The 22,640-nt window shown below is 63.5% G+C and carries 17 protein-coding genes and 1 tRNA gene; 8 read left to right on the top strand and 10 right to left on the bottom strand.

The window, feature by feature from the left end; translation table 11 throughout:
• Nucleotides 1–49: 49 nt before the first annotated feature.
• The 4 genes from putP to QD228_RS14895 all read right to left on the bottom strand — a co-directional run bounded on the left by putP (nt 50) and on the right by QD228_RS14895 (nt 6,824).
• On the bottom strand, nt 50–1,531 hold the full coding sequence (putP, locus tag QD228_RS14910) for a sodium/proline symporter PutP (RefSeq protein WP_077372611.1): 1,482 nt from the start codon (nt 1,529–1,531) through the stop codon (nt 50–52).
• Between the two features lie 469 nt (nt 1,532–2,000).
• A complete protein-coding gene (gene putA, locus QD228_RS14905) occupies nt 2,001–5,198 on the bottom strand; it encodes a bifunctional proline dehydrogenase/L-glutamate gamma-semialdehyde dehydrogenase PutA (RefSeq protein WP_279875983.1) in 3,198 nt (1,065 codons plus the stop codon).
• A gap of 502 nt (nt 5,199–5,700) precedes the next feature.
• Nucleotides 5,701–6,459, bottom strand: a complete 759-nt coding sequence (locus QD228_RS14900) for an AraC family transcriptional regulator (protein ID WP_077372614.1) — start codon at nt 6,457–6,459, stop codon at nt 5,701–5,703.
• Nucleotides 6,459–6,824, bottom strand: a complete 366-nt coding sequence (locus QD228_RS14895) for a hypothetical protein (protein WP_077372617.1) — start codon at nt 6,822–6,824, stop codon at nt 6,459–6,461. The genes QD228_RS14900 and QD228_RS14895 overlap by 1 nt, the downstream gene beginning before the upstream one ends.
• A 178-nt stretch (nt 6,825–7,002) precedes the next feature.
• On the opposite strand from QD228_RS14895, the gene QD228_RS14890 reads away from it, so the two are divergent.
• Complete coding sequence (locus tag QD228_RS14890; protein ID WP_176493023.1) at nt 7,003–7,671, top strand: helix-turn-helix domain-containing protein; 669 nt, start codon at nt 7,003–7,005, stop codon at nt 7,669–7,671.
• A gap of 91 nt (nt 7,672–7,762) precedes the next feature.
• Here the strand turns inward: QD228_RS14890 and QD228_RS14885 are convergent, their stop codons facing one another.
• From QD228_RS14885 to QD228_RS14875, 3 genes are read right to left on the bottom strand one after another with little or no spacing between them, the layout of a single operon-like run.
• Nucleotides 7,763–9,283, bottom strand: a complete 1,521-nt coding sequence (locus QD228_RS14885) for a tripartite tricarboxylate transporter permease (RefSeq protein WP_077372623.1) — start codon at nt 9,281–9,283, stop codon at nt 7,763–7,765.
• Nucleotides 9,283–9,720: a tripartite tricarboxylate transporter TctB family protein gene (locus QD228_RS14880; RefSeq protein WP_077372626.1), complete on the bottom strand. Its 438-nt coding sequence runs from the start codon at nt 9,718–9,720 to the stop codon at nt 9,283–9,285. The genes QD228_RS14885 and QD228_RS14880 overlap by 1 nt, the downstream gene beginning before the upstream one ends.
• Nucleotides 9,720–10,706, bottom strand: coding sequence for a tripartite tricarboxylate transporter substrate-binding protein (locus QD228_RS14875; RefSeq protein ID WP_084209024.1), 987 nt, complete (start codon nt 10,704–10,706; stop codon nt 9,720–9,722). The genes QD228_RS14880 and QD228_RS14875 overlap by 1 nt, the downstream gene beginning before the upstream one ends.
• A 392-nt stretch (nt 10,707–11,098) precedes the next feature.
• Between QD228_RS14875 and QD228_RS14870 the strand changes: the two genes are divergently transcribed.
• On the top strand, nt 11,099–12,634 hold the full coding sequence (locus QD228_RS14870) for an MFS transporter (protein WP_279875976.1): 1,536 nt from the start codon (nt 11,099–11,101) through the stop codon (nt 12,632–12,634).
• Nucleotides 12,635–12,684: 50 nt separating this feature from the next.
• On the opposite strand, the gene QD228_RS14865 is transcribed toward QD228_RS14870, so the two are convergent.
• Nucleotides 12,685–13,755 (bottom strand): tripartite tricarboxylate transporter substrate-binding protein, encoded by a 1,071-nt coding sequence (locus tag QD228_RS14865; protein WP_279875975.1) that lies wholly within the window; start codon nt 13,753–13,755, stop codon nt 12,685–12,687.
• A gap of 309 nt (nt 13,756–14,064) precedes the next feature.
• Between QD228_RS14865 and QD228_RS14860 the strand changes: the two genes are divergently transcribed.
• From QD228_RS14860 to QD228_RS14850, 3 genes are all read left to right on the top strand, one after another.
• Complete coding sequence (locus QD228_RS14860; protein ID WP_347882137.1) at nt 14,065–15,105, top strand: adenosine deaminase; 1,041 nt, start codon at nt 14,065–14,067, stop codon at nt 15,103–15,105.
• A gap of 160 nt (nt 15,106–15,265) precedes the next feature.
• Nucleotides 15,266–15,339, top strand: a tRNA-Gly gene (locus QD228_RS14855).
• A gap of 252 nt (nt 15,340–15,591) precedes the next feature.
• On the top strand, nt 15,592–16,230 hold the full coding sequence (locus QD228_RS14850; RefSeq protein ID WP_279875974.1) for a LysE family transporter: 639 nt from the start codon (nt 15,592–15,594) through the stop codon (nt 16,228–16,230).
• Between the two features lie 110 nt (nt 16,231–16,340).
• Here QD228_RS14850 and QD228_RS14845 read toward each other — a convergent pair whose 3' ends face one another.
• Nucleotides 16,341–17,336, bottom strand: a complete 996-nt coding sequence (locus QD228_RS14845; RefSeq protein ID WP_170877354.1) for a TRAP transporter substrate-binding protein — start codon at nt 17,334–17,336, stop codon at nt 16,341–16,343.
• Between the two features lie 163 nt (nt 17,337–17,499).
• Nucleotides 17,500–18,495 (bottom strand): TRAP transporter substrate-binding protein DctP, encoded by a 996-nt coding sequence (gene dctP / locus QD228_RS14840; RefSeq protein ID WP_279875973.1) that lies wholly within the window; start codon nt 18,493–18,495, stop codon nt 17,500–17,502.
• Between the two features lie 289 nt (nt 18,496–18,784).
• Between dctP and QD228_RS14835 the strand changes: the two genes are divergently transcribed.
• From QD228_RS14835 to QD228_RS14825, 3 genes are all read left to right on the top strand, one after another.
• A complete protein-coding gene (locus tag QD228_RS14835) occupies nt 18,785–19,378 on the top strand; it encodes a Yip1 family protein (RefSeq protein WP_077372653.1) in 594 nt (197 codons plus the stop codon).
• A 184-nt stretch (nt 19,379–19,562) separates the two neighbouring features.
• Nucleotides 19,563–20,519, top strand: a complete 957-nt coding sequence (locus tag QD228_RS14830) for a sugar-binding transcriptional regulator (protein ID WP_176493030.1) — start codon at nt 19,563–19,565, stop codon at nt 20,517–20,519.
• 697 nt (nt 20,520–21,216) lie between these two features.
• Complete coding sequence (locus QD228_RS14825) at nt 21,217–22,560, top strand: sugar ABC transporter substrate-binding protein (protein ID WP_077372660.1); 1,344 nt, start codon at nt 21,217–21,219, stop codon at nt 22,558–22,560.
• Nucleotides 22,561–22,640 lie beyond the last annotated feature (80 nt).

Genomic DNA, 22,640 nt, shown 5'->3' with positions numbered 1-22,640 from the left:
GAGGGGCGGCGTTGTCGTGTCTCACGGCAGATCATGCTGCCGAGTTCGATCAGGCGTGGTTCTCGACCTGTTCGAATTCGTCGGTGATCTCATCGCTCGGCGCTGCGGTCATGATGCTGACCACGTAGATGGCGATGTAGGCGAAGATGACGCCCGGCACGATCTCGTAGAGGTCGAAGATGCCACCGGACAGCTGCTTCCAGACCACCACGGTCACGCCACCGACGATGATGCCGGCCAGAGCGCCGAAGCGGTTCATGCGACGCCAGTACAGCGACATGATCAGCGCCGGACCGAAGGCCGCGCCGAAGCCGGCCCAGGCGTAGGACACCAGGCCCAGTACGCTGGAGTTCGGGTCCAGTGCCAGCACCCACGCGATGATGGCGATGCCGATCACGGCGAAGCGACCGACCCACACCAGCTCGGACTGGGTCGCGTCCTTCTTGAACAGCGCCTTGTAGAAGTCATCGGCCAGCGCAGAGGAAGACACCAGCAGCTGGGAGTCGGCGGTGGACATCACGGCAGCCAGGATGGCGGCCAGCAGCACGCCGGCGACCGCCGGGTGGAAGATGAAGTTCACCATGACCATGAAGATCTTCTCGCTGTCGGCCAGATCCTTCGGCACATAGACGAGACCCAGCAGGCCGATGCAGATGGCGGCGAACAGCCCCAGGGCTGACCAGATGACGGCGATGGTGCGTGCGGTGCCGACATCCTTCTCGCTGCGGATGGCCGCGAAGCGCGCCAGGATGTGCGGCTGACCGAAGTAGCCCAGACCCCAGGCCAGTGACGAGATGATGCCGACCAGCGTCAGGGCTTCACCGGTGGAGGCGTCACGGAACCATTCCAGCAGCAGCGGGTTCTCGGCGGTGATGCGCGAGCTCGCTTCTGCCACGCCACCCATGTCGGTGAGCGCGACGATGGGCACCACGATCAGCGCGGCGGCCATCATCAGACCCTGGATGAGGTCGGTCCACGACACGGCGAGGAAGCCGCCGAAGAAGGTGTAGGACACGATGGCGATGGTGCCGACGGTCACGGCGATGGTGTAGTCGAGGCCGAAGACGGTCTCGAACAGCTTGCCGCCCGCCACCAGACCGGAGCTGGTGTAGAAGAGGAAGAACAGCAGGATGAAGACGGCCGAGATGACACGCAGCATCTTGGAGTTGTCGCGGAAGCGCTTCTCGAAGTAATCCGGCAGCGTCAGGGAGTCGCTGGCGACGAAGCTGTAGATACGCAGGCGCTTGGCGACGATCAGCCAGTTGAGCCAAGTACCGGCCAGCAGGCCGATGCCGATCCAGGCAGCGGACAGACCACTGAGGTAGGCCGCACCCGGCAGGCCCAGCAGCAGCCAGCCGGACATGTCAGAGGCGCCGGCGGAAATCGCGGAGGTCCAGGGGCCCAGTGAGCGGCCGCCCAGGATGTAGTCCGACATGTTGGAGGTGCGCTTGTAGGCCAGCAGGCCGATGCCAAGCATCACCGCCAGATAGACGGCAAACGTGATGAGAATTGTGGGGCTATTTTCGACCATCGTGGAGTAAATCCTTTGCATTTATTGTTGTCGGACGTCGAGCGTTCCGATAATCCCGGAGGAGATGGCACCGCCTGGTGCATCACCGCCATGGCCCTGAGCACCTACCGAATGTCACCGTCCTGCAAGGGCTGGTGCCATTCTGTATATGTTCAGACTAGCGCATAAACGAATCATCTGAAGCCTCTCCGTCCCCGCATGTCGCCGTCGAATCAAGCAGGAGAACGGCAACGGACACCGCAGGGCACCTGGCGGGCAGGCCAGTCAATCGGCCTGCCTGCAAGTGGCATCCCTGTCGGTGTCCGAAGCACACCCCCCGTGCTGCAGAGAGGGTGTGCCAGGCATCGTCCTGATGCCCGTTGCCTGACTACTTCATGCACGTCCGGCATGCAGTCCTCTGTCAGGCGGGACCGATGCTACTCGTCGTGCAGGCCCGTCATGCCGAGCCCGTCACCGGCGATAGCGCCGATCATTCGTCGCCCATGGCCAGAAGAGACGCGTTGCCGCCGAGTGCCGTGGTGTTGATGGTACGGGTCTTCTCGGTGGCGAAACGGTGCAGGTAGTGGGGGCCGCCGGCTTTCGGACCGGTACCGGAGAAGCCCTGACCACCAAACGGCTGTACACCCACCACTGCGCCGATGATATTCCTGTTGACGTAGACATTACCAACACGAATTTTCTGTGCAACTGCATTAGCAAAACTTTCGTTTCGGGAATGCACACCGAAGGTCAGGCCATAGCCCAGGCCATTGATGGTATCGATGACCTTGTCGATATCGCCGCCTTTCCAGGTGGCGATGTGCAGGATCGGCCCGAACTGCTCGCTTTCCAGGCTGTCGATGCCGTCGATGCGCAGCGCGATCGGCGCGACGAAGGTGCCTTCGGCGGTGTGCGCCGGGTCCATGCTGGCTTCCGCCACCACGCGGCCCTGGGCACGATATTCCTCGATGTGCTTGAGCAGACCGGCACGTGCCTCTTCATCGATGACCGGGCCGACATCAGTGCCCAGATCGCGCGGATCGCCGATCTTCAGCTCATCCATCGCGCCCTTGAGCAGGCCGATGACGCGCTCGGCGACATCTTCCTGGACGTAGAGCACACGCAGGGCGGAACAGCGCTGCCCGGCGCTCTGGAAGGCGGACTGCACCACGTCATTGACGACCTGCTCCGGCAGGGCGGTGGAGTCGACGATCATGGCGTTGAGGCCACCGGTCTCGGCGATCAGGCTCGGCAGCGGGGCATTCTCACGTGCCGCCAGAGAGCGGTTGATGATCTGGGCGGTCTGGGTGGAGCCGGTGAAGCAGACACCGGTGATGCGCGGGTCGCTGGAGAGCACGCTGCCCACGGTCGGGCCATCGCCCGGCAGCAGCTGCACGACATCCCGCGGCATGCCGGCTTCACGCAGTAGCTCGACGACACGATGCGCGACCAGCGAGGTCTGCTCGGCCGGTTTGGCGACCACGGTGTTGCCGGTGACGGCCGCGGCGACCATCTGACCGCAGAAGATCGCGACCGGGAAGTTCCAGGGGCTGATGCAGGCGAACACGCCCTTGCCGCCCAGCACGATCTCGTTGTGCTCGCCGGTCGGGCCACGCAGGACGGTGGGGGCACCGAAGTCGGCACGTGCACGGTTGGCGTAGTAGCGGCAGAAGTCGACGGCTTCGCGAATCTCGGCGATGCCATCGGTCAGAAGCTTGCCGCCCTCGCGGGAGCACAGGGTCATCAGCTCCGCGGTATGGGTTTCCATCAGATCGCCGAAGCGCTCGAGGATGGCGGCACGCTCCTCGACCGGGGTCATCTCCCAGCGCGGGAAGGCGGCCCAGGCGGCGTCGATGGCGCGGGAGGCTTCATCGGCGCTGGTCCACTGCACGTGGCCCACGGTGACGCGGCGATCGAACGGGCAGGTCACGGCCTGACGGCGTTCGGCATTGGCATCGACATCGAAGGCCAGCTGCGGACGCACGTCGTAGGTGCTGTCCATGAACCTGGCCATCTCGTCCATAAGCGGCTGGTACTGGCTGTTGATGTTCAGATTGATGCCGCGTGAGTTGCGACGGCCCTCGCCATAGATATGCGGCGGCAGGGCGATACGCGGATTGTGGTAGGTCTTGAACTGGGACAGCGTGGTGACCGGGTGAACGCACAGGCTCTCGACCGGCACGCGCGGGTCGACCAGCTGGTGGACGAACGAGGAGTTGGCACCGTTCTCCAGCAGGCGACGCACCAGGTAGGGGAGCAGGTCCTTGTGGGCACCGACCGGCGCATAGATACGGCACCAGGTCCCTTCGGGAGCGCGCTTGAGGGCGGCGTCGTACAGCGCCTCGCCCATGCCGTGCAGACGCTGGAATTCGAACTGGCGCGTCTCGCCTGAGTTGGCCACGTCCAGAATGGTGCTGATGGTGTGAGCGTTGTGGGTCGCGAACTGCGGATAGATGCGGCCACGGGTGTTCTCGGACAGCAGGAAGCGCACGCAGGCCAGATAGCTGACATCGGTGGAGGCCTTGCGGGTGAAGACCGGATAACCGTCGACCCCCAGCTCCTGGGATTCCTTGATCTCGCTGTCCCAGTAGGCGCCCTTGACCAGGCGCAGCGGGATCTCGTCACCCTGCAGGTCGGCGATGCGGTTCAGATACTGAAGCGTCGGCAGAGCGCGGGTGGAGTAGGCCTGCACCACCAGACCGAACTTGCCCCAGCCGCGGCAGGTGTCGCTCTCGTAGACGGCGCGGAAGACTTCCAGCGACAGCTCGAGGCGATCGACCTCTTCGGCATCGATGGTGATGGCGACTTCCAGCTCGCGCGCGATGCTGACCAGTTCGCGCACGCTGGCGACCAGCTCTTCCAGAATCTGCTCGCGACGGCCGAATTCATAGCGCGGGTGCAGGGCGGACAGCTTGATGGAGACCGACGGTGACGGCGTCGCGGCCTTCAGCTTGCGAGAGGTCTCGCCCACGGTGCGAATGGCGCGCGCGTAGTCATCGAAGTAGCCCTTGGCATCGGCACGCGTGCAGGCGGCTTCGCCGAGCATGTCGTAGGAGTAGGTGTAGCCCTTCTCGAACTGCGGCTGGGAGCGCTTGAGCGCTTCCTTGATGTCACGGCCCAGCACGAACTGCTTGCCCATGATCTTCATGGCCTGATACATGGCGCGACGGATGACCGGCTCGCCCATGCGGTTGACCATGCGATTGATGAAGGTCGCCGGCTTGCCGTCATTCTTGGGCAGATCCATCTTGATGACGTTGCCGGTCATCAGAAGGCCCCAGGTGGAGGCATTGACGAACCAGGACTCGCTCTGGCCGAGGTGGGATTTCCAGTCGGCCACGCCCAGCTTGTCCTCGATCAGCGCATCGGCGGTGTCCTTGTCCGGAATGCGCAGCAGCGCCTCGGCCAGGCACATCAGCAGCACGCCTTCCTGGGTGTCGAGGCTGTATTGCTGCAGCAGCTCGTCGATGGAATCGACGGCGGTGTCCATGGTGCGAATCTCGCGGACAAGCTCCGCGGCCTTGTCACCGACACGCTTGATGTCGGCATCGTTGACGTCCAGCAGCTTGACCAGCTCAGCCACGAAACCATCTTCGTCGACCAGATAGTGGTCGCTGACCCGTGAGAACAGCTTGCTCGGATCGCGTTGCCAGGTATTCGGCGCCAGAATCTCGTCGGCACGCAGCACCGTCTCGCCCAGCGGGCAAGCGGTACGCGGCGTTTCCTTGAGGGAATCGGACGGCTGGGTAGTGGCCGGAACGGCCGGAGTGACGGTGGTCATTGAGCAAACCCCCTGCTGCTGGGTGGCATTACGCCAGATAGGATTGCCGGGCACGATGCGCGAAGGTGATGCGAGGCGCATCCGGGCGGGACATCGGCACGTCTTGTTGGATACCGGTGAATGTAGGGTGGTGCAGGGGGGCGGGTCTTTCCAATTTCTCGGCTGCGCGTGTCAAATCCACGGGCGTGGCATGAAACCTGCCGCCATCTGCGACCTTCGTCGAAAAGCATGACGTCAATTGCCGCGAACTTGTTAGACCAAGGTCGGAGTGTCCTGTGTCAGATCCCTGCCGGTCACGCTCTAAGGACAGCGCCCCTGGCCGGGGCTTGCGTTCAGGGCTTTTGTTCAGCGCTGGCGCTCAGCGCTTGTGGTCAGAGCTTGCGATCGGGAGGCGCTGGGTGCGGGGCGTTCAGGACTTGCGCAGTGCGGAAGGCGGGAAACCGAGGTGCTTGCGGAAGGCGTGCGAGAGTGCGCTCTGATTCGCGAAGCCGCAGCGCTCGGCAATCTGCGACAGGGAGAGGTCGCTGCTGTCCAGCAGATGGCGCGCTTCGTCCAGGCGGCGGCGCAGCAGGTACTGATAGGGCGAAAGCCCCGTCAACACGCGAAAGCGCTCACTGAAATGCTGTTCGGACAGGTGGGACTGACGTGCCAGATCCGCCACGCTCAGTCGGCGATGCAGGTTGGCATCGATGAAGCGGTTCAGAGCGACCAGATCCAGCTGGCGGCCGGTGCCGTTCAGGGCGCTCATCGGCTCGGCGATACGCGAGTTGAGACAGGCGAGGAAGGTGGCAGCCAGCAGGTCGCCGGGGGCCTGCTGGTAGTCATTGACCTCGGCGAGCATGAATTCCAGATAGCCGCGCAGCCGGGTATCCAGCGTGAAGAAGCGCGGGCGCTCGAACAGACGCTTCAGGTCACGATGCTGACCGGTCAGATAGGGCGCGTCATCCGGCAGGTCCAGAATCAACTGGCGATTCTCGCCGATGCCCGCGTAATAGTGCACGTGGTCTGCCGGCACGATACAGCCGGTCAGGGGGCGAATCTCGCCGCCCTGGCCCTCGATCTCGAATTCGGCCAGCCCATCCAGCCCGATCACCAGCTGGTGGTAGCTGTGATCATGGTGCTCCCGCAGGTTGGAAAGCGGGATCAGGCGCATCTCGCTGTTGACCATCAGGCGCGGGTCTCCGCCACGCCCGTGCGGGCGCGCAGGTGTCCCAGCAGGACGTTGAGTTCCTCACGGCCCTCGCGGGAGAACAGCGCGCCGCCCTGCGCCAGTTGCCAGGGTCTGGCGTGCTTGTCGAAGATGCCCTGACAGCGGCGGCGCAGGCTTTCCAGATATTCATCATGACGAATCGGGTAGCCGATCACGCTATGCCACTCGTTCTCGTTGATCTCGCCGCTGACCGCCTGATCCAGCACGCGGGCGATATCACTGAAATCGGTACGAAATCGCGGCGTGCGCGACATCATGAGCAGAGCGACAGTGCCGACGCTGACGATCAGGCAGACCACGAAGGTAATGATGAAGATGGTCATGAGCGAACCTTGTGCGGGCAGAGCCGAGGGAATGATGGGGCATTCTACCACGCCTGTCCGGCGCCATCGTCAGTCCGGCGTGTCGGGTGATGTTCTGTCTGACAGAACGATATGGCATGATTCTCGCGACATCCGCAGGGTCATGAGTGACCCGTCCATCCAAGGGGAATGCCGAATCATGGCCAATCAACGCGTGGAAGCGGTCGAGCGTGCCTTGACCCTGCTGGAAGCCTTCACCCCCGAGACGCCTCGTCTGACGCTCAACGAGCTGGCCCAGGCCAGCGGTTTCTACAAGAGCACGATTCTGCGTCTGATGGGCTCGCTCGAGCATTTCGGCTACGTGACGCGTGACAGCCATGGAATCTATGCCATCGGCGCGGCGCTGGGGCGCTTCGCCGAGCTGGCGCCCGGACTCGATGCCCGCGAGACCCTGCAGCGTGGCTGGCTGGCACGCCTGCATGCGGCCAGTGGTGAGACGGCCAGCCTGCTGCTGGTCGAGCATGGCCCGGCTGCGCAGGCGCGTCCCGTCGAGGGGCTGACCCGCCCCCGGCAGGCGATCTGTCGCTATGTTCGCGTCAGTGAGGCGCCGCTGCGCCATCAGCTGGAGGAGGGGGAATGGATCGAGGAGGCGCTATCCGCCTTGCTGCATCACTGCATCGACAGTGGCGAGATCGAGGTCGGTGAGGCTGCGGGGCTGACGGTGGCAGCCCTGGCCGTGAGCGTCGCCCCACATCACGATGAGGGCTTGGCCCCGGCGGAAGTCATCATGCTCAGCGGCCCATCGGCTCGCTTGACGCCCGGCCAGGCACGGCAGCTGATGCAGGAGTGGCAGCAGAGCGCCAGGTGAAGAGGAGGGCTGAATGACACGACGCCCCCGCCGGGTAACCGGCGGGGGCGTCGTGTGGTTGGCCGTCTTCCCTTTGCAGTAAGCGCTTGCCTCAGGCGTCGGTGGCGGCCTTGGCGGCCCCCATGCGGCGACGCAGGATGGGGCCGACGATCACCGGCAGCAGCAGGCCGGCGATGGCGATGCACCACAGGGTCACGGCCAGCGGGCTGCCGATCAGGATGGTCCAGTCGCCGTCGGACAGCTGCATGGCGTGACGCAGGTTCTTCTCCATTTCCGGGCCCAGCAGCATGCCCAGGATGACCGGTACCAGCGGGATGTCCAGCTTGCGCAGGAAGTAGCCGGCGACCCCGAAGGCGACCATGAAGTACAGGTCGAAGGCGGAGTGGCTGATGGAGTAGATGCCGACGAAGGCGACCATCGTCACCACCGGCAGCAGGTACTTGGGCGGCACGGACAGCAGCTTGACGAAGATGCCGACCATCGGAATGTTCATCAACAGCAGGATGACGTTGCCGATCAGCAGTGCCGCGATCACGCCCCACACGATGTCACCGTGCTGGGAGAACATCAGCGGTCCCGGGGTGATGTTGAGCGAGATCAGCATCGCCAGCAGTACCGCAGTGGTACCGGAACCGGGTACGCCCAGTGTCAGCATCGGCACCAGGGCACCGGAGGCCGCCCCGTTGTTGCCGGCTTCCGGCGCGGCGACCCCACGCGGGTCCCCTTCACCGAAGTGACCTTTCTTGCCGATGATCTTCTTTTCCAGGGTGTAGCTGATGAAGCTGCCCAGCGAGGCCCCGGCGCCCGGCAACACGCCGGAAATGAAGCCCAGCACCCCGCCACGGAAGGCGGTCGGCAGGATGGCCACGATGTCCTTGAGCTTCAGGGTCATCTTGTTCATCGCGATCATCGCCTTGCCTTCCCCGGCGTGCTGCTCGATGAAGAACAGCAGTTCCGAGATGGCGAACAGACCGACGATGGCGATGATGAAGTCGATGCCTTCATACAGCTCGAGAATGTCGTAGGTGTAGCGCTGGGTGCCGGTGGAGGCATCGATGCCGACGGTGGCGATCATCAGGCCGATGGCCGCCGCCATCAGGGTCTTGACCGGGTTCTTGCCGGTGATGCCACCCAGGGTGGCGAAGGCCAGCACGAACAGCGCGAAGTACTCCGCCGGGCCGAAGGTCAGCGCGAAGCTGGCCAGCCACGGTGCCATCACGATCAGGCCGATGGTGGCGATCAGGCTGCCGATGAAGGAGGCGATCGCCGAGATGGCCATCGCTTCGGCGGCCTTGCCCTTCTGGGCCATCGGATAGCCGTCGAGACAGGTCATCATCGCCGGCTCATCGCCCGGGATGTTGAGCAGGATCGAGGAGATGCGTCCGCCGTACATGGCACCGGCGTAGACCGAGGTCAGCAGGATCAGCGACGTCTCCGGGCTCAGGCCCAGGGTGAAGGCCAGCGGAATCAGGATGGCCACGCCATTGGCCGGGCCCAGACCCGGCAGGGCGCCGATCAAGGTACCGAGGAAGGCACCCAGCACGGCAAACATCAGATTTTCTGGCTGCAGGGCGATGCCGAAGCCCTGCATCAAGAAGCCAAGACTTTCCATTACGCCACCTCCAGAATGCCCAGCGGCAGTGGTAGCTCAAGCACGAAGTTGAACAGGGCGAAGACGACGATGCCGCCGACCAGCCCCGTGGCATAGGCCTTGAGCGGCGTGGCCCCCATGCGCCAGCACAGGGTGCCGACCGCAGCGGTGGTCGTGACGATGAAGCCCAGCGGCTCCAGCAGCGCGGTGTAGAGGCACAGGATCACGATCGCCAGCACCATCTCGGCGCCGGTGCGGCTCCACGGCCAGTGCTGGTCAGGGTCAGGCCGCAGGATCAGGTACAGACTGCTCAGGCCCAGCACGATGGACAGCACGGTAGGGAAGGTTTCAGGACCGATGGACTCGGCCCCACCGAAGGGTTCGGGGAACTGCTGGGCACCCCAGCCGTACGCGACGGCCAGGGTGAGCATCAGCAGACCAAAGATGCGGTCATTCATCAGCGAATCAGCCCAATGTCCTTGGAGAGCGTCTGGATGTCCTTGATCTGCGCCTTCACGAAGGCATCAAACTCGGCACCCGATTTGTGGAACGGCATCAGGCCGCTCTTGGTCATCACGTCCTTCCATTCATCGCTGGTGTAGACGTTGTCCAATGTCGTGGTCCAGTACTGCTCGGCGTCATCGCTGATGTCGGCCGGCATGTAGAAGCCACGCCAGTTGGGCGCGACGGCATCGATCCCCTGCTCGCGTGCGGTGGGGACGTCAGCCAGCTTGCCCGGCAGGCGCTCTTCGGAGAGCACGGCCAGTACCTTCAGATCACCGGACTCCATGAAGCCCTGGATCTCGGAGATGTCACCGGTGAAGGCCTGCACGTGGCCACCGACGACCTGGGTAATCGCCTCACCACCGTTGTTGTAGGACAGGTAGGAGACCTTGGGCAGGTTCTCGACACCGGCTGCCTGGGCGGCGATCAGCACCTTGAGGTGATCCCAGCCGCCTGCCGCACTGCCGCCGGCGAACTTGACGGATTTCGGGTCTTTCTTCAGCGCCTCCATCACCTCGCTCAAGGTGTTGTAGGGCGAGTCCTTGGAGACGGCGATGGCGCCGTAATCCGCGCCCAGTGCGCCGATCCAGTTGACCTGATCCTGATTCATGCCCGGGAACTGACCCTGGGCCAGACGCGTGGTGGTCGCGGTGGACGCGGCCACCAGCAGCTGCTCATCACCGGCGCGCTTGGAGACGGTATGGGCGAAGGCGACGCCACCACCGGCACCGGCCATGTTGATGGTCTGGACGTTGCCTGGCACGTATTCGAGATCAGACAGCAGCTTGCCGACGCTGCGGCAGGTGAAATCCCAGCCGCCGCCCGGGTCTGCCGGTGCGATGCAGTCGACCTTGCCCTTGGGCTCGAAGGCGAGGGCCTGGGCGGACATGGCGGTGACCACCGCGGCGGTCAGGAGTTTGAGAGACAGATGGCGTGTCATGGCGACCTCTGATGTCGTTGAGCTTGTTATTGGTATGCACTCTTTGCGCTGGCAGGACAGTGGCGGGCTTCGTCTCCCGGTTTCCTGTCAGCAACCTTACAGTTCTGTAAGGCAGAACTTTATTCTGTATGGTGAAATTAGTCCCCTCGGCCCTGCCTCGCAAGATCACCATTCGTCGCACCGACCTTGGTCGAAAGACGCCTCACTGCACCAGGACGGTGCATCGAAGGGACTTCGACGTTGTCCTGCTATCGGTCATGACGGCATGGCATGTCGTGAATGAGACCTCATGCGGCGTTGCAGCAACTGCAGTGCCGGCTGGCGAGGGCTAGCGTGTAGCCGAAGCCCGCCATCGCCTGACGACGAGCGAGGGGCAAGGAACAGGAGGCGTCATGGTCAAGGTACTGGGGGGAGTGTGGGCGTTGTTGCTGGGGATCGTGCTGATCATGCTCGGCAACGGCATGCACTTCACGCTGATCGGCCTGCGTGGCGCCATCGAGGGCTTCTCCTCGGCGGAGCTGGCGATCGTCACCTCGGGCTACTTCGTGGGGTTTCTCTCCGGGGCACGTTATACCCCGGTGCTGATCCAGCGGGTCGGACATGTGCGGGTGTTCGCCGCGCTGGGCAGTTTCATCTCGGCGGCACTGATCGCCTTGCCACTGCTCACCGAGCCCTGGGCCTGGACCCTGCTGCGCATGTTGATCGGCTTCTGCATGTCCGGCATCTATGTGACGGCGGAAAGCTGGCTGAACGCGGCGGCCAGCAACGAGACCCGTGGCAAGGTGCTCTCGGCCTACATGATGGCGCAGACCCTGGGCATCATCGGGGCCCAGGGTCTGCTGACGCTGGGAGATGCCGCGACTTCCGTGCTGTTCATCTGCGCCTCCATTCTCGTGTCGGTCTCCTTCGGCCCCATCCTGTTGTCGGCGGTCGTGGCGCCCGTGGTGGAAGTCTCGCGGGCCATGTCATTCGGTCAGCTGTTCCGGGCCTCGCCGCTGGGGGCCATCGGCATCTTTCTGCTCGGTAGCGTCTACGCCACCCAGTCGGGGATGGGCGCGGTATTCGGCACCCAGATCGGCCTCTCGGGGGCTCAGATCGCGCTGTTCATCGCCACGCTGTTCGCCGGCGCACTGGTTCTGCAGACCCCCATCGGCTGGTTGTCGGACCGCATGGATCGCCGAGTGCTGATCGGAATTCTGGCCGCCGCCGGTGCAGCGTCCTGCGCACTGGGCTGGATGGCGGGAGATGCCCTGTGGCCGTTGATCGCCGCCGCGTTCCTCGCCGGTGGGGTGACCACGCCGCTGTATGCCCTGCTGCTGGCCTTCACCAATGACTCGCTGTCTGCCGAGGAGATGCCGGGCGCCTCGGGCGGGCTGGTCTTTTCCTTCGGACTCGGTGCCATCCTCGGGCCGCTGGCGGCAGGGGGCGCGATGGAGATGCTCGACCCCCATGCCTTCTGGCTGGTGCTGGCCGTCACCTTCGTGGCCATCTCGCTGTATGCGCTCTATCAGGTCACCCAGAAGGCGAGAGTGCCGCTGGAGGACACCGACAGCTATCTGAATATCCTGCCGACGGCGTCACCGATGGCGGTGGAAGTGGCGGTGGAGTGGGCGCATGAACATGCCGAGGACGAGCAGGAAGCGCTGGCGGCAGCTGAGGCGGCCGCACAGGAAGAGGCCTTCGAACATGAACTGGAGGAAACCTTCGAGGAGGCGCTGGAAGAGGCTCTCGATGAGGCCTTTGCGGCCAATGAGACGCCAGTGGACGTTCAGGGTGCTGCTGATCAGAGAGACGGCAGAAACCCCCCCGCCGCCGCGAAGTCAGATAGGACAGACTCCGCCGCAGCGGGGGGATCAGACGAGCCGGCGTGGCAGACATCTACGTCTCACGACGCGCTCAAGGCCCAGTGGCCGCCGTCCACGCCCTGAGGTCCGCTCAGTGAGGGGCGCGTCTCACGCTTATCTGCGACGACAGGCCGTCACAGCAGGCCCAGCTCACGCGACAGTTGCTCCACATCGCTGACCTGGCGGGTGATGAAGGTCTCCAGCGGCTTGCCGGACTTGTGGAAGGGCATCAGGCCGTTGTCCTGCATCACCTGTTGCCACTCGGGCGTATCCGCCATGCGGTTGAGGGTCTGCTCCCACCAGGCAAAGGCGGCATCGGAGACGCCACCCGGCAGATAGAAGCCCCGCCAGTTGGGGGCCACCACGTCGATGCCCTGTTCGCGTGCGGTGGGAATGTCGCCGTATTGGCCGGGCAGGCGCTCTTCGCTGAACACGGCCAGCAGGCGCAGATGGCCGGATTCGACGAAGCCGCGGGCCTCGGTCATGTCGCCGGTGAAGGCTTCCAGGTGGCCGCCCATGACCTGGGTGATGGCCACGGAGCCGGAGTCATAGGCCAGATAGGGCAGGGCGCGCAGATTCTCGATTCCCGCCTCGCGCGCGGCCATCAGTACCTTGAGGTGGTCAAAGCCGCCCGCGACATCTCCCCCGGCAAAGCGGATTGATTTGGGGTCTGCCTGCATGGCGCTCATCAGGTCGCCGAGGGTCTGGTAGGGGGAATCCGCGGCCACCGCGATCACGCCGTAATCCGCGCCCAGCGTCACCAGCCAGCGCACGTCGTCCACCTTGCCGTCCTGATAGGCGTGCTGCCCCAGGCGAGTGGTGGTGGCGCTGGAGGCTGCCACGATGACCTGCTCATCGTCATGGCGTTTTGACTTCACGTGCGCGAAGGCAACACCCCCGCTGGCACCGGGCACATTCAGTGTCTGCATGCCGGCGGGAATCAGATTCTGCTCATCGAGAAGGCGTGCCACGCTACGACAGGTGAAGTCCCAGCCGCCACCGGGCCTGGCGGGGGCGATACATTCAGTCTTGCCCCTGGGGGCAACGTCATCGGCCGCGCTTTCCTCGGCGGAGGCGCTCAATGGTGTCATCAGGCCAAGACTCAGCAGCAGGGCAGCGGGCAGGGCGCCGACACGATGAGGCGCAGCAAGGCGAGAATGCAGGCGGCGCAGCAAGGTGCGGCGGGCAGGCAAGGTGGCGTACATGGCAGGGTGTCCTTGGGTGTTCAGCGTCGATCGTTATGGTTATGTCAGCCAGGGCGGCGTGTCTTCTGCGGCTGGCTTGCGTACTCGCGGGTTCTGGCATGGTGAGTCATTGCGAGAGTACGAATGAACGAAAATAGCCTATTTCGGCGCGCAGCGGAAAGGCGCAGGGCTGAGGCGTCCTGGCAGGAATCGGCATTTCCCCAAGCCTCTCTCCTCAAGGTGGTCCCGGGATTGCTAGAATTGCGCCATCAGGCTGTGATGAACGTTTCGCGATCTCCCAGCCGCCGCCTTTCATTGAGGAGACGGGCCATGACCCTTACCCCGCGCATGCATGACTTTCTCGCCCGCCTGCCCAAGGTGGAGCTGCACCTGCATATCGAGGGCTCGCTGACCCCTGCGCTGATGTTCGAGCTGGCGGCGGAGCAGGGCATCGCCTTGCCCTATGCCACTCTGGAGGAAGTCGAGGCGGCCTATGACTTCGCGGATCTTCCCGCTTTCCTCGCGCTCTACTATCAGGGCATGGGCGTGCTGAATGACGAGTCGCATTTCTACCGACTGGCGCAGGACTATTTCCGCCGCGCGAGTGCCGATGGCGTCAAGCATCTGGAGCTGTTCTTCGACCCCCAGGCGCATCTGTCACGTGGCGTGAGCCTGGCCACCCAGTTCGCGGGGCTGGAGCGCGCCTGTCGTGAGGCAGTGAAGGAATTCGATATCACCTCGGCACTGGTGCCGAGTTTCCTGCGTTGCCACTCCGCGGAATCTGCACGCGAACTGTTCGAGGCGCTGATTCCCTTCGAGTCACGCTTCGTGGGGGTCGGGCTGGACAGCGCCGAGATCGGCAACCCGCCGGAGAAGTTCACCGAGGTCTTCCAGCTGGCGGGGGAGCGCGGCTGGCACCGTGTCGCTCACGCCGGCGAAGAGGGGCCGGCTGCGTACATTCGCACCGCGCTTGAGGTGCTGGGGGTGGAGCGTATCGACCACGGCGTGCGCTGCCTGGAAGACCCGGCGCTGGTCGCGGAACTCGCCGAGCGGCGTATCCCGCTGACGGTGTGCCCGCTCTCCAATGTCGCGCTCAAGGTGGTGGAGCGCATGGACGACCACCCGCTGCCCAAGCTGATCGAGGCCGGGCTCAATATCACCCTCAACTCGGATGACCCGGCCTATTTCGGCGGTGGCATGCTCGACAACTTCATCGCCGTGCAGCAGGCGCTGGATCTCAGCGAAGCGCAGTGGATCACCCTGTGTCGCAATGCCATCGATGCCGCCTTCCCGCAGCGCGCCGAAGGCCTCGGCATGAGTGACACCCGCCGTGATGTGCTGCTGGCGCAACTCGACAGCTGCGTGGCGTGACGCAATTATCACTGGGGCTTGAATACTGAATGTAATCAACGGCTTGGCCACCAACATCGCCAGCATGACGCCGCCTGCGGCAAGCGCTCCATCAGATGTTGCTTGACCGTGCTAAGTCGTTGAGTACAATGCAGTTCTGGCGTGCGCAATGCACCGCCCTGCGGGTGTAGCTCAATGGTAGAGCAGAAGCTTCCCAAGCTTAAGACGAGGGTTCGATTCCCTTCACCCGCTCCAGATTCTTCAAAAAGCCTCCCGAATGGGAGGCTTTTTTGTGTTTGGGATTCCATGCGGCACGCGTGTGCATGGAATTCGATGGGATGCGTGGGGATGGAAAACGGGGGCAGCAGCAGCCTGCTCGATGAAGTGCCACGTGACTGTCTTACCGAGCCGATCGAAGCGAAAATTGTTGCTGACGCGGCGGAGAGCCGCGATATTGGCAGGTCACCCCTCAGCAGTTCGTCATTCGTTGAACGACAAGGAACCCCAGTGGAACTCACCGTCTGGTTGGCATATGTCAGCGTCATCACCGCCTTGATCACGTTTCCCGGACCGTTTGCGTTGCTGTGCATGGATCATGGCCTGCGCCACGGTCGACGCCGCTCGTTCGCAACGGTGGCGGGCGGAGCGGCGGCGTCACTGGTGTTGATGGCCTTGTCGTCGCTGGGCCTCGGCGCGGCCTTGGCGGCGTCGGAGACGGGGTTTCTGGTGCTGAAGATCGTCGGGGCGCTCTATCTCATCTATCTGGGCATTCAGGCCTGGCGGGCGCCATCCCAGCCGGTGGTGTTCGATGCCGTGGGGGAAGACGGGCAGACCCGCGCCAGAGCCACGCGTTGGCAACTGTGCCGCAAGGGCTTCGGTATCGGGATCAGCAACCCGAAGGACCTGCTGTTCTTCGGCGCGCTGTTCCCCAACTTCATCGACATGGCCCAGCCGCAGCTGCCCCAGTTCGTGGTGCTGGCGCTGACCTGGCTGGTGGTGGACCTGCTGACGATGAGCACCTACGCCCATGCGGGTTCCAGCATCAGTCGCTGGTTTGATAGCCACCGGCGCGTGCGGCTGTTCAATCGCACCACGGGCAGTCTGTTCGTCGTGGCCGGCGCGGGACTGGCGGCGTCGCATCGGTGAGCCGAGCGTTGGCTGCCATCGCACAAGAAATGAAGCGCACGAAGACGACAACGGCACCCTCGGGTGCCGTTGTCGTGTCTGGAGCCTGTCGATCATCAGTGCTTTAAGGCTCAGCGTTCAGGGCGTGATTCCAGATACTCTTCGAGCAGGTTGCCGTCCTGGCGTGACACCTTCTGCTTCCAGCTATCGAAGACATGCTGGCTGGCGGCTTCCAGGTCACGGTGGAGTGCCGGCGGTGCAGGGGTGATCAGGCGTGCGCCATTGGCTTGCAAGGTGGTATAGGCCTCGGCGAGCACGGCTTCAGCAGATGCCCAGGCGTTTTCTTCCGTTGCCTTCGCGGCAGCGAGCAGTGCCGTCTGCTGGCGCTTGTCGAGACGATCGAAGCTGTCACGATTCATGTGAACGATATTGAGCGGCATGGCGTAGTTGAGCGTCGTGAAATTGGGCATGTACCGGTAGAGCTCCGCGCTGACACCCCCCATGGCGGAGGTGAGGGCGCCGTGGATGCTGCCGGCTTCGAGCAGGGGCTTGAGTTCCCCCCAGCTCATGACACGCGGGTCGGCCCCCAGATTGAGCAGGATACGCTGTGTGTTGCGGTCATAGGTGCGAATCGGCATGTCCTTGAGGTCATCACCATCGGCGATGGGCCGAGTGCTCCACAGGCCGCTTGGGGGCCATGGCAGCGCGAACAGCAGTATCTGGTGGTGGTCCTCGAGCAGCTCGCGATAGCGGGGCTTGGCGAGCTGATAGAGACGGTTCGCTTCCTTGAGGTTATAGGCGATGGCCGGCAACGACGAGATGCCGAAGAAGGGAATCTCCTCGGCGAGGGCACCGCTCAGCGTCGCGGCAATGTCGATGACGCCGGCGGAAGTGGCCTGCAGGTGACTGGCCGAGCGAATGTCCGAGCGCAGCGTCAGGGCCAGATCACCATCGGACTGCCTGGTGACTTCCTGGCTGAATTCTGCCGCGCGTTGGCCCATCAGGGTATCGGGCTCGTAGTCGCTGCTCATGCTGAGCGTCGTCTGGGCCTGGGCAAGGGGGGTCGTCAACAGCGCGGTGAGCGCCATGAGCGAACGGAATCGGCGCAGAGGAGAGGATGGCGTCATGGAGGGGGCCTTTCTCGTTGTTGTCATTCCGGGTGTCCGGCATCGGGACACTCGAGGGCGCTCCCACGGCCCTCGGCTCGGGGCTGATCCGCCAGACCGAATGGCTCGCGCTTCATGCCCGGGTGTCGCGAGACACCTGGGCGGACTGGAGAGCGTGGCGGCGCTAGAGCGTGGAGCGCACGTCAAGATAGTGATCCAGCAATTCGTTTTCCTTCGGGCCTACCTTGCTGCGCCAGCTTTCGATCACGCTGATGCTGGCGCGGGAAAGTGACTGCTTGAGATCAGGCGTGAGGGGATTGCGGACAGTCACGCCCACGTGTTCAAGCTGGGCGTGCGTCTCTTCCAGGATGCCGGCGATGGCGTCCCAGCTGGTATCTTCAATCTCTGCCGCGGCGGTGAGCAGCGCCTCGCGCTGGGGGGGGTCGAGGGCCTCGAATCTCGCCTGGCTCATGTGCACGATATTGAGCGGCATGGCGTATTGCAGGGCGGTGTAGTGATCCAGCGTGCGGTTGAGCCCGGCTGTCAGACCGCCCAATGCCGAGGTCATCACGGCCTCGATGCGGCCTTCGGCCAGTTGCTGTTGCATCGGCTCCCAGCTCAGCACGCTGGCGATGGCGCCGAGGTTCAGCAGCACGCGCTGGGTATTGCGGTCATAGGCACGCACGGTCAGCCCCTGGAGGTCCTGGCGCTCGGCGATCGGCTTGCGCGACCAGAGTCCGCTGGGAGGCCAGGGCAGGGCGTAGAGCAGAATCTGATCATGGCGCGCCAGCAGTGCCTCGTAACTCGGGCGAGCCAGGCGATAGAGCTCTCGGGCCTGGCGCGGATTGTCGACCAGCGTGGGCAGTGAGCTGATGCTGAACAGCGGCATGCTGGTGGCGAGGGCGCCGCTGTGGGAGTCCGCCAGTTGAATGATATCGGCGTTGATGGCTTCAAGATGATTCACTGACCGCAGGCGAGTCAGCGGGCCTTCACCGAAATGGATCACCAGTTCTCCCTCGCTGAGCGAGGCCACCTTCTCGACGAATGCCTGGGCACGCTGCCCCATCATGGTCTGGGGGCCATACTCCCGGCTCATGGTCAGCTCGACCGAGTCAGCCCGGGCGTCCGCGCCCATTGGCGCCAGACCCAGGGCAAGGATCACTCCGAGCACTCTCTTCATGCTTGAGCGCTGTCCAGTTGGCATGTGTCGTCATCCATCCGTTGTGTCTGATACATCCAGTATCTCTCATTCGCGCCTCCCTTGCCGTTGGTGTTTCGGTCAACGCAAGCCGCCGCTCTCCTTTCCCCTGCACCAACGCAGGGTTCAGGGCGGCGCAACGGGCGTTGAACTGCCAGTTGACGCAATGTGGTCTACGCTCAGAACAAGGCCGTGCAACTGCCCTGACACGAATTCCGCGCCGGGACCGCATGACCGGATTGTCGACGACTGTCAACGGGAGGTAGACCACATGCTGACCCACGTATGGGGCTTGATGGCACATCCGCAACGGGAATGGCAGACCATCCGCAAGGAACACGAATCCATCACCCACCTCTACGCACATCATGTGCTGCTCATGGCGCTGGTGCCTGTCATCTGCGCTTACATCGGTACCACCCAGGTCGGCTGGAGCCTGACGGAAGGCCACGCCATCCTGCTGGAACCCCTCGATGCCTTCTATGCCGGTATCGCCTTCTACATCGCCATCCTGACGGCGATCGCCTTCATGGGCACCGTCATACACCTGCTGTCGCAACGCTTCTCGGGTCATCCCAGTCGTCGTCGCTGTATCATCTTCGCAGGCTATGTGGCCACGCCGATGTTCCTGGCAGGTCTGGTGGCGCTGTATCCCATCATCTGGCTGTGCATTCTCGCCGGTACCATCGGCCTGTGTTACAGCGCCTATCTGCTGTATCTGGGCATCCCGCCACTGCTGGACATCTCCAACAAGGAAGGCTTTCTGGTCACCGGCTCCACGCTCGGGATCGGGGTGCTGGTGCTGGAAGGACTGCTGGCGGTGACCGTGCTGCTGTGGGGGTACGGCGCACGCTGGTTCATGTAGCCCGTGAGGCAACGACCCCGATGTCAGTGACGTGATGCCATCTGCTCGAGAAAACACACCTTCGACGCCTCGCCTTCACCGGCGGGGCGTCGCCGTTTCGTGACCGTGTTGGTCCGTGGCTCTTGTGCTCGGCGGCAGCGGCGTGGAAAGTGTTGGACTCAATAGACAGTGTGGAAGAAAGCGCATGGACAAGTTTGAGCTGAGACTGGAGCAGGCTGCGCGTGCCGCATGGTTGTCCTATGTGGGAGGGCGAACCCAGGATGAGATTGCCACCCAGCTTGGGGTCTCTCGCCCGGGAATACAGCGCCTGCTGTCGCTGGCGCGTCAGGAACGCCTGGTCAAGATCTCCATCGATCACCCCGTGGCCAGCAGCATGGCGCTGTCGGATGCGCTGGTGGAGCGATTCGGTCTGAGCTTCTGCGATGTGGTGCCCTCGGACACCCAGTCGCCGGAAAGCATTGCGGAGTATCTCGCGGTGGCCGGTGCCGAGCGCTTGTCGTTCTATCTCGGTCGACAGCAGCCACAGACCATCTCGTTGAGTACCGGACGCGCGGTGCGTGCGGCGGTGGAAGCCCTGAGCCGCAGTGAGCGGCCCCAGCACCGTATCGTGTCGCTGGTCGGCAATGTCGCACTGAATGGCTCCTCGAACCGCTATGACGGCGTGATGCTGCTGGCGGACAAGATCGGCGCGGACCGCTTTCTGCTGCCCGCGCCGGTGGTGGCGGCCAGTGTCGAGGAGAAGGAGTCACTGCTCAGTCAGAGTCTGGTCAAGGCGGTGTTCAGCGTCGCCTGCGAGGCCGATGTGGGGATGATCGGCATCGGGCGACTCGATGCCCAGGCGACCTTGTTCCAAGATCAGTTCATCAGCGCCGCCGAGCGCGATGAGTTGATGGAAGTCGGTGCCGTGGGCGAGTTGATGGGCTGGCCGCTGGACATGAATGGACAGCTGATCGATTGCCCGCTGGCGCAGCGCATCACCAGCGTGCCGCTGACCTCGCTCAAGGCACAGCCGCTGATCGGGCTGGCGGGCGGGCACGACAAGGTGCCGGCCATTCTGAGTGCATTGCGCGGTGGCTGGCTGCAGGGGCTGATCATCGATGAGGTGGCCGCCCAGCGGGTCTGCGCGGTACTCAAGGACTGAGCAGGGGACGGCTGCCTTCGAATGGCTTCAGAGTGATGGGGGCATTCTGATGGCGTTCTGCTGACGGCTTGCGCTCGACGACAGGCTCCCGATGACAGGCTCTCGTGAATAGACGCCGTACAAGGCGTCGAGCGAGTCGTCGGGAGCAGGGCGGGGGCAGTGTCTGGCGTTGTCTTGCTGGCGCGATGCCTGGGGGATGCACACAACATCGCGCCGCCATTTCTGTTCTTTTTCTCCCTCTTATTTCTCACCTTCTTTTCTCTTTCTCTCCTTCCTTCGTCTGGCCCACGGCTTTTGCTGCGAAACCTGCCATCTCTTGTCAGACATTCCGGCAGGATTGTTCGACTCAATGGCGGCGAATTCCGCCTCGATCAAGGGCTGCGTTGTTTCGTTTAACGCTAATATCTGTATAGGCTGATCGGGTCGCAAGCTCAGAGGTCATGCCGGCTATCGGTCTACACCCAAAGGATCAGATCCCAAGGTGGTATAGCCCAAGGTATAGCGCTTCAGAGTTTGCTTTTTCAAAGGTCTGATCCGATCATTTGTTCACTGAATGACGTTTTGATCGAACGTATTTGTGCCGAGATGTCTCGCCAGGACATTCGAGCACCAGACCGGTAGATGGGAAGGTATCGGTGCCTCAGGTGCCGCTACCCTCGAAAAGAACAATGCCAATAACGCCCGATGGAGTGCCCTCATGCGCCTACCTCACATCACCAAGCCCCGCCGTCATCTGCTCACGCTCGCCAGCGTCGCCGCCATTGCGCCGCTCAGCGCACAGGTGAGTGCCGAGACCATCACCGTGGCGACCGTCAACAACGCCGACATGGTGGTCATGCAGAGCCTGACCAGCGAATTCGAGAAGGCGCATCCGGATATCACTCTCGACTGGGTGGTGCTGGAAGAGAACGTGCTGCGTCAGCGCCTGACCACCGATGTCGCGACCCAGGGTGGCCAGTTCGATGTCATGACCATCGGTACCTATGAAGTACCTATCTGGGCCAAGCACGGCTGGCTGACCAAGCTCGACAATCTGCCGGACGACTATCAGGTCGATGACCTGATCAAGCCGGTGCGTGATGGTCTGAGCCTGACCGAAGGCGAGAACCAGGGCCTCTACGCGCTGCCGTTCTATGGCGAGAGCTCCATGCTCTACTACCGCAAGGACCTCTTCGAGAAGGCCGGTATCGAGATGCCGGAGCAGCCGACCTGGACACAGGTCAACGACTGGGCCGCCAAGCTCAACTCCGCGGATGAAGGTGTCTACGGGATCTGCCTGCGTGGCAAGCCGGGCTGGGGCGAGAACATGGCGGTGCTGGGCACGATGGTCAACAGCTTCGGTGGCCGCTGGTTCAATGAGGAGTGGGAGCCGCAGCTGGACTCGCCGGCCTGGAGCGAGGCCATCAACTTCTACGTCGACATGATGGGCAAGTACGGCCCGCCGGGGGCGACCTCCAACGGCTTCAACGAGAACCTGGCGCTGTTCTCCAGCGGCAAGTGCGGCATGTGGGTCGATGCCACCTCCGCAGCCGGCAAACTCTACAACCCGAAGGAATCTTCCGTGGCTGACAAGCTGGGCTTCGCGCCGGCGCCGATCGCCAAGACGGAGAAGGGCTCGCATTGGCTGTGGTCCTGGGCACTGGCCATTCCTGAGTCTTCCAAGTCCAAGGATGCCGCCCAGACCTTCATCACCTGGGCCACATCCCAGGAATACGTGAATCTGGTCGGCGAGCGTGAAGGCTGGGCCAGCATTCCGCCGGGCACCCGTGTCTCCACCTACGAGAATCAGTCCTACAAGGACGCCGCCCCCTTCGCCGGCTTCGTGATGGACGCCATCACCAGTGCCGACCCGACCGATCCGACGCTTGAGCCGGTGCCGTATGTCGGCGTGCAGATGGTGACCATCCCGGAATTCCAGTCCATCGGTACCCAGGTGGGTCAGATGATCGCCGCGGCGCTGGCGGGCCAGATGTCGGTCGAGCAGGCGCTGTCCTCCGCCCAGCGTTCCACCGAGCGCACCATGCGCCAGTCGGGCTATTGATCTGATCTCAACGGCTGTGATCTCAACAGCTGTGATCTCAAAGGATCTGGTCTGATCTGACCTGAATGTTCCAACGGCCT

This window comes from Cobetia sp. 3AK (genome assembly GCF_029846335.1).
GTDB classification, from domain to species: Bacteria; Pseudomonadota; Gammaproteobacteria; order Pseudomonadales; family Halomonadaceae; genus Cobetia; species Cobetia marina.
The sequence above is the reverse complement of the archived record's forward strand: the minus strand, read 5'-3'. Positions and strand labels throughout refer to the sequence as shown.

Coding starts and splice junctions, on each gene's coding strand:
- QD228_RS14860 (WP_347882137.1), top strand. CDS start 14,065: ATGACCCTTACCCCGCGCATGCATGACTTTCTCGCCCGCCTGCCCAAG.
- QD228_RS14880 (WP_077372626.1), bottom strand. CDS start 9,720: ATGAATGACCGCATCTTTGGTCTGCTGATGCTCACCCTGGCCGTCGCG.
- QD228_RS14845 (WP_170877354.1), bottom strand. CDS start 17,336: ATGACGCCATCCTCTCCTCTGCGCCGATTCCGTTCGCTCATGGCGCTC.
- QD228_RS14835 (WP_077372653.1), top strand. CDS start 18,785: ATGCTGACCCACGTATGGGGCTTGATGGCACATCCGCAACGGGAATGG.
- QD228_RS14890 (WP_176493023.1), top strand. CDS start 7,003: ATGGCCAATCAACGCGTGGAAGCGGTCGAGCGTGCCTTGACCCTGCTG.
- QD228_RS14895 (WP_077372617.1), bottom strand. CDS start 6,824: ATGACCATCTTCATCATTACCTTCGTGGTCTGCCTGATCGTCAGCGTC.
- QD228_RS14865 (WP_279875975.1), bottom strand. CDS start 13,755: ATGTACGCCACCTTGCCTGCCCGCCGCACCTTGCTGCGCCGCCTGCAT.
- QD228_RS14830 (WP_176493030.1), top strand. CDS start 19,563: ATGGACAAGTTTGAGCTGAGACTGGAGCAGGCTGCGCGTGCCGCATGG.
- QD228_RS14870 (WP_279875976.1), top strand. CDS start 11,099: ATGGTCAAGGTACTGGGGGGAGTGTGGGCGTTGTTGCTGGGGATCGTG.
- QD228_RS14825 (WP_077372660.1), top strand. CDS start 21,217: ATGCGCCTACCTCACATCACCAAGCCCCGCCGTCATCTGCTCACGCTC.
- QD228_RS14885 (WP_077372623.1), bottom strand. CDS start 9,283: ATGGAAAGTCTTGGCTTCTTGATGCAGGGCTTCGGCATCGCCCTGCAG.
- putP (WP_077372611.1), bottom strand. CDS start 1,531: ATGGTCGAAAATAGCCCCACAATTCTCATCACGTTTGCCGTCTATCTG.
- dctP (WP_279875973.1), bottom strand. CDS start 18,495: ATGAAGAGAGTGCTCGGAGTGATCCTTGCCCTGGGTCTGGCGCCAATG.
- QD228_RS14900 (WP_077372614.1), bottom strand. CDS start 6,459: ATGGTCAACAGCGAGATGCGCCTGATCCCGCTTTCCAACCTGCGGGAG.
- QD228_RS14875 (WP_084209024.1), bottom strand. CDS start 10,706: ATGACACGCCATCTGTCTCTCAAACTCCTGACCGCCGCGGTGGTCACC.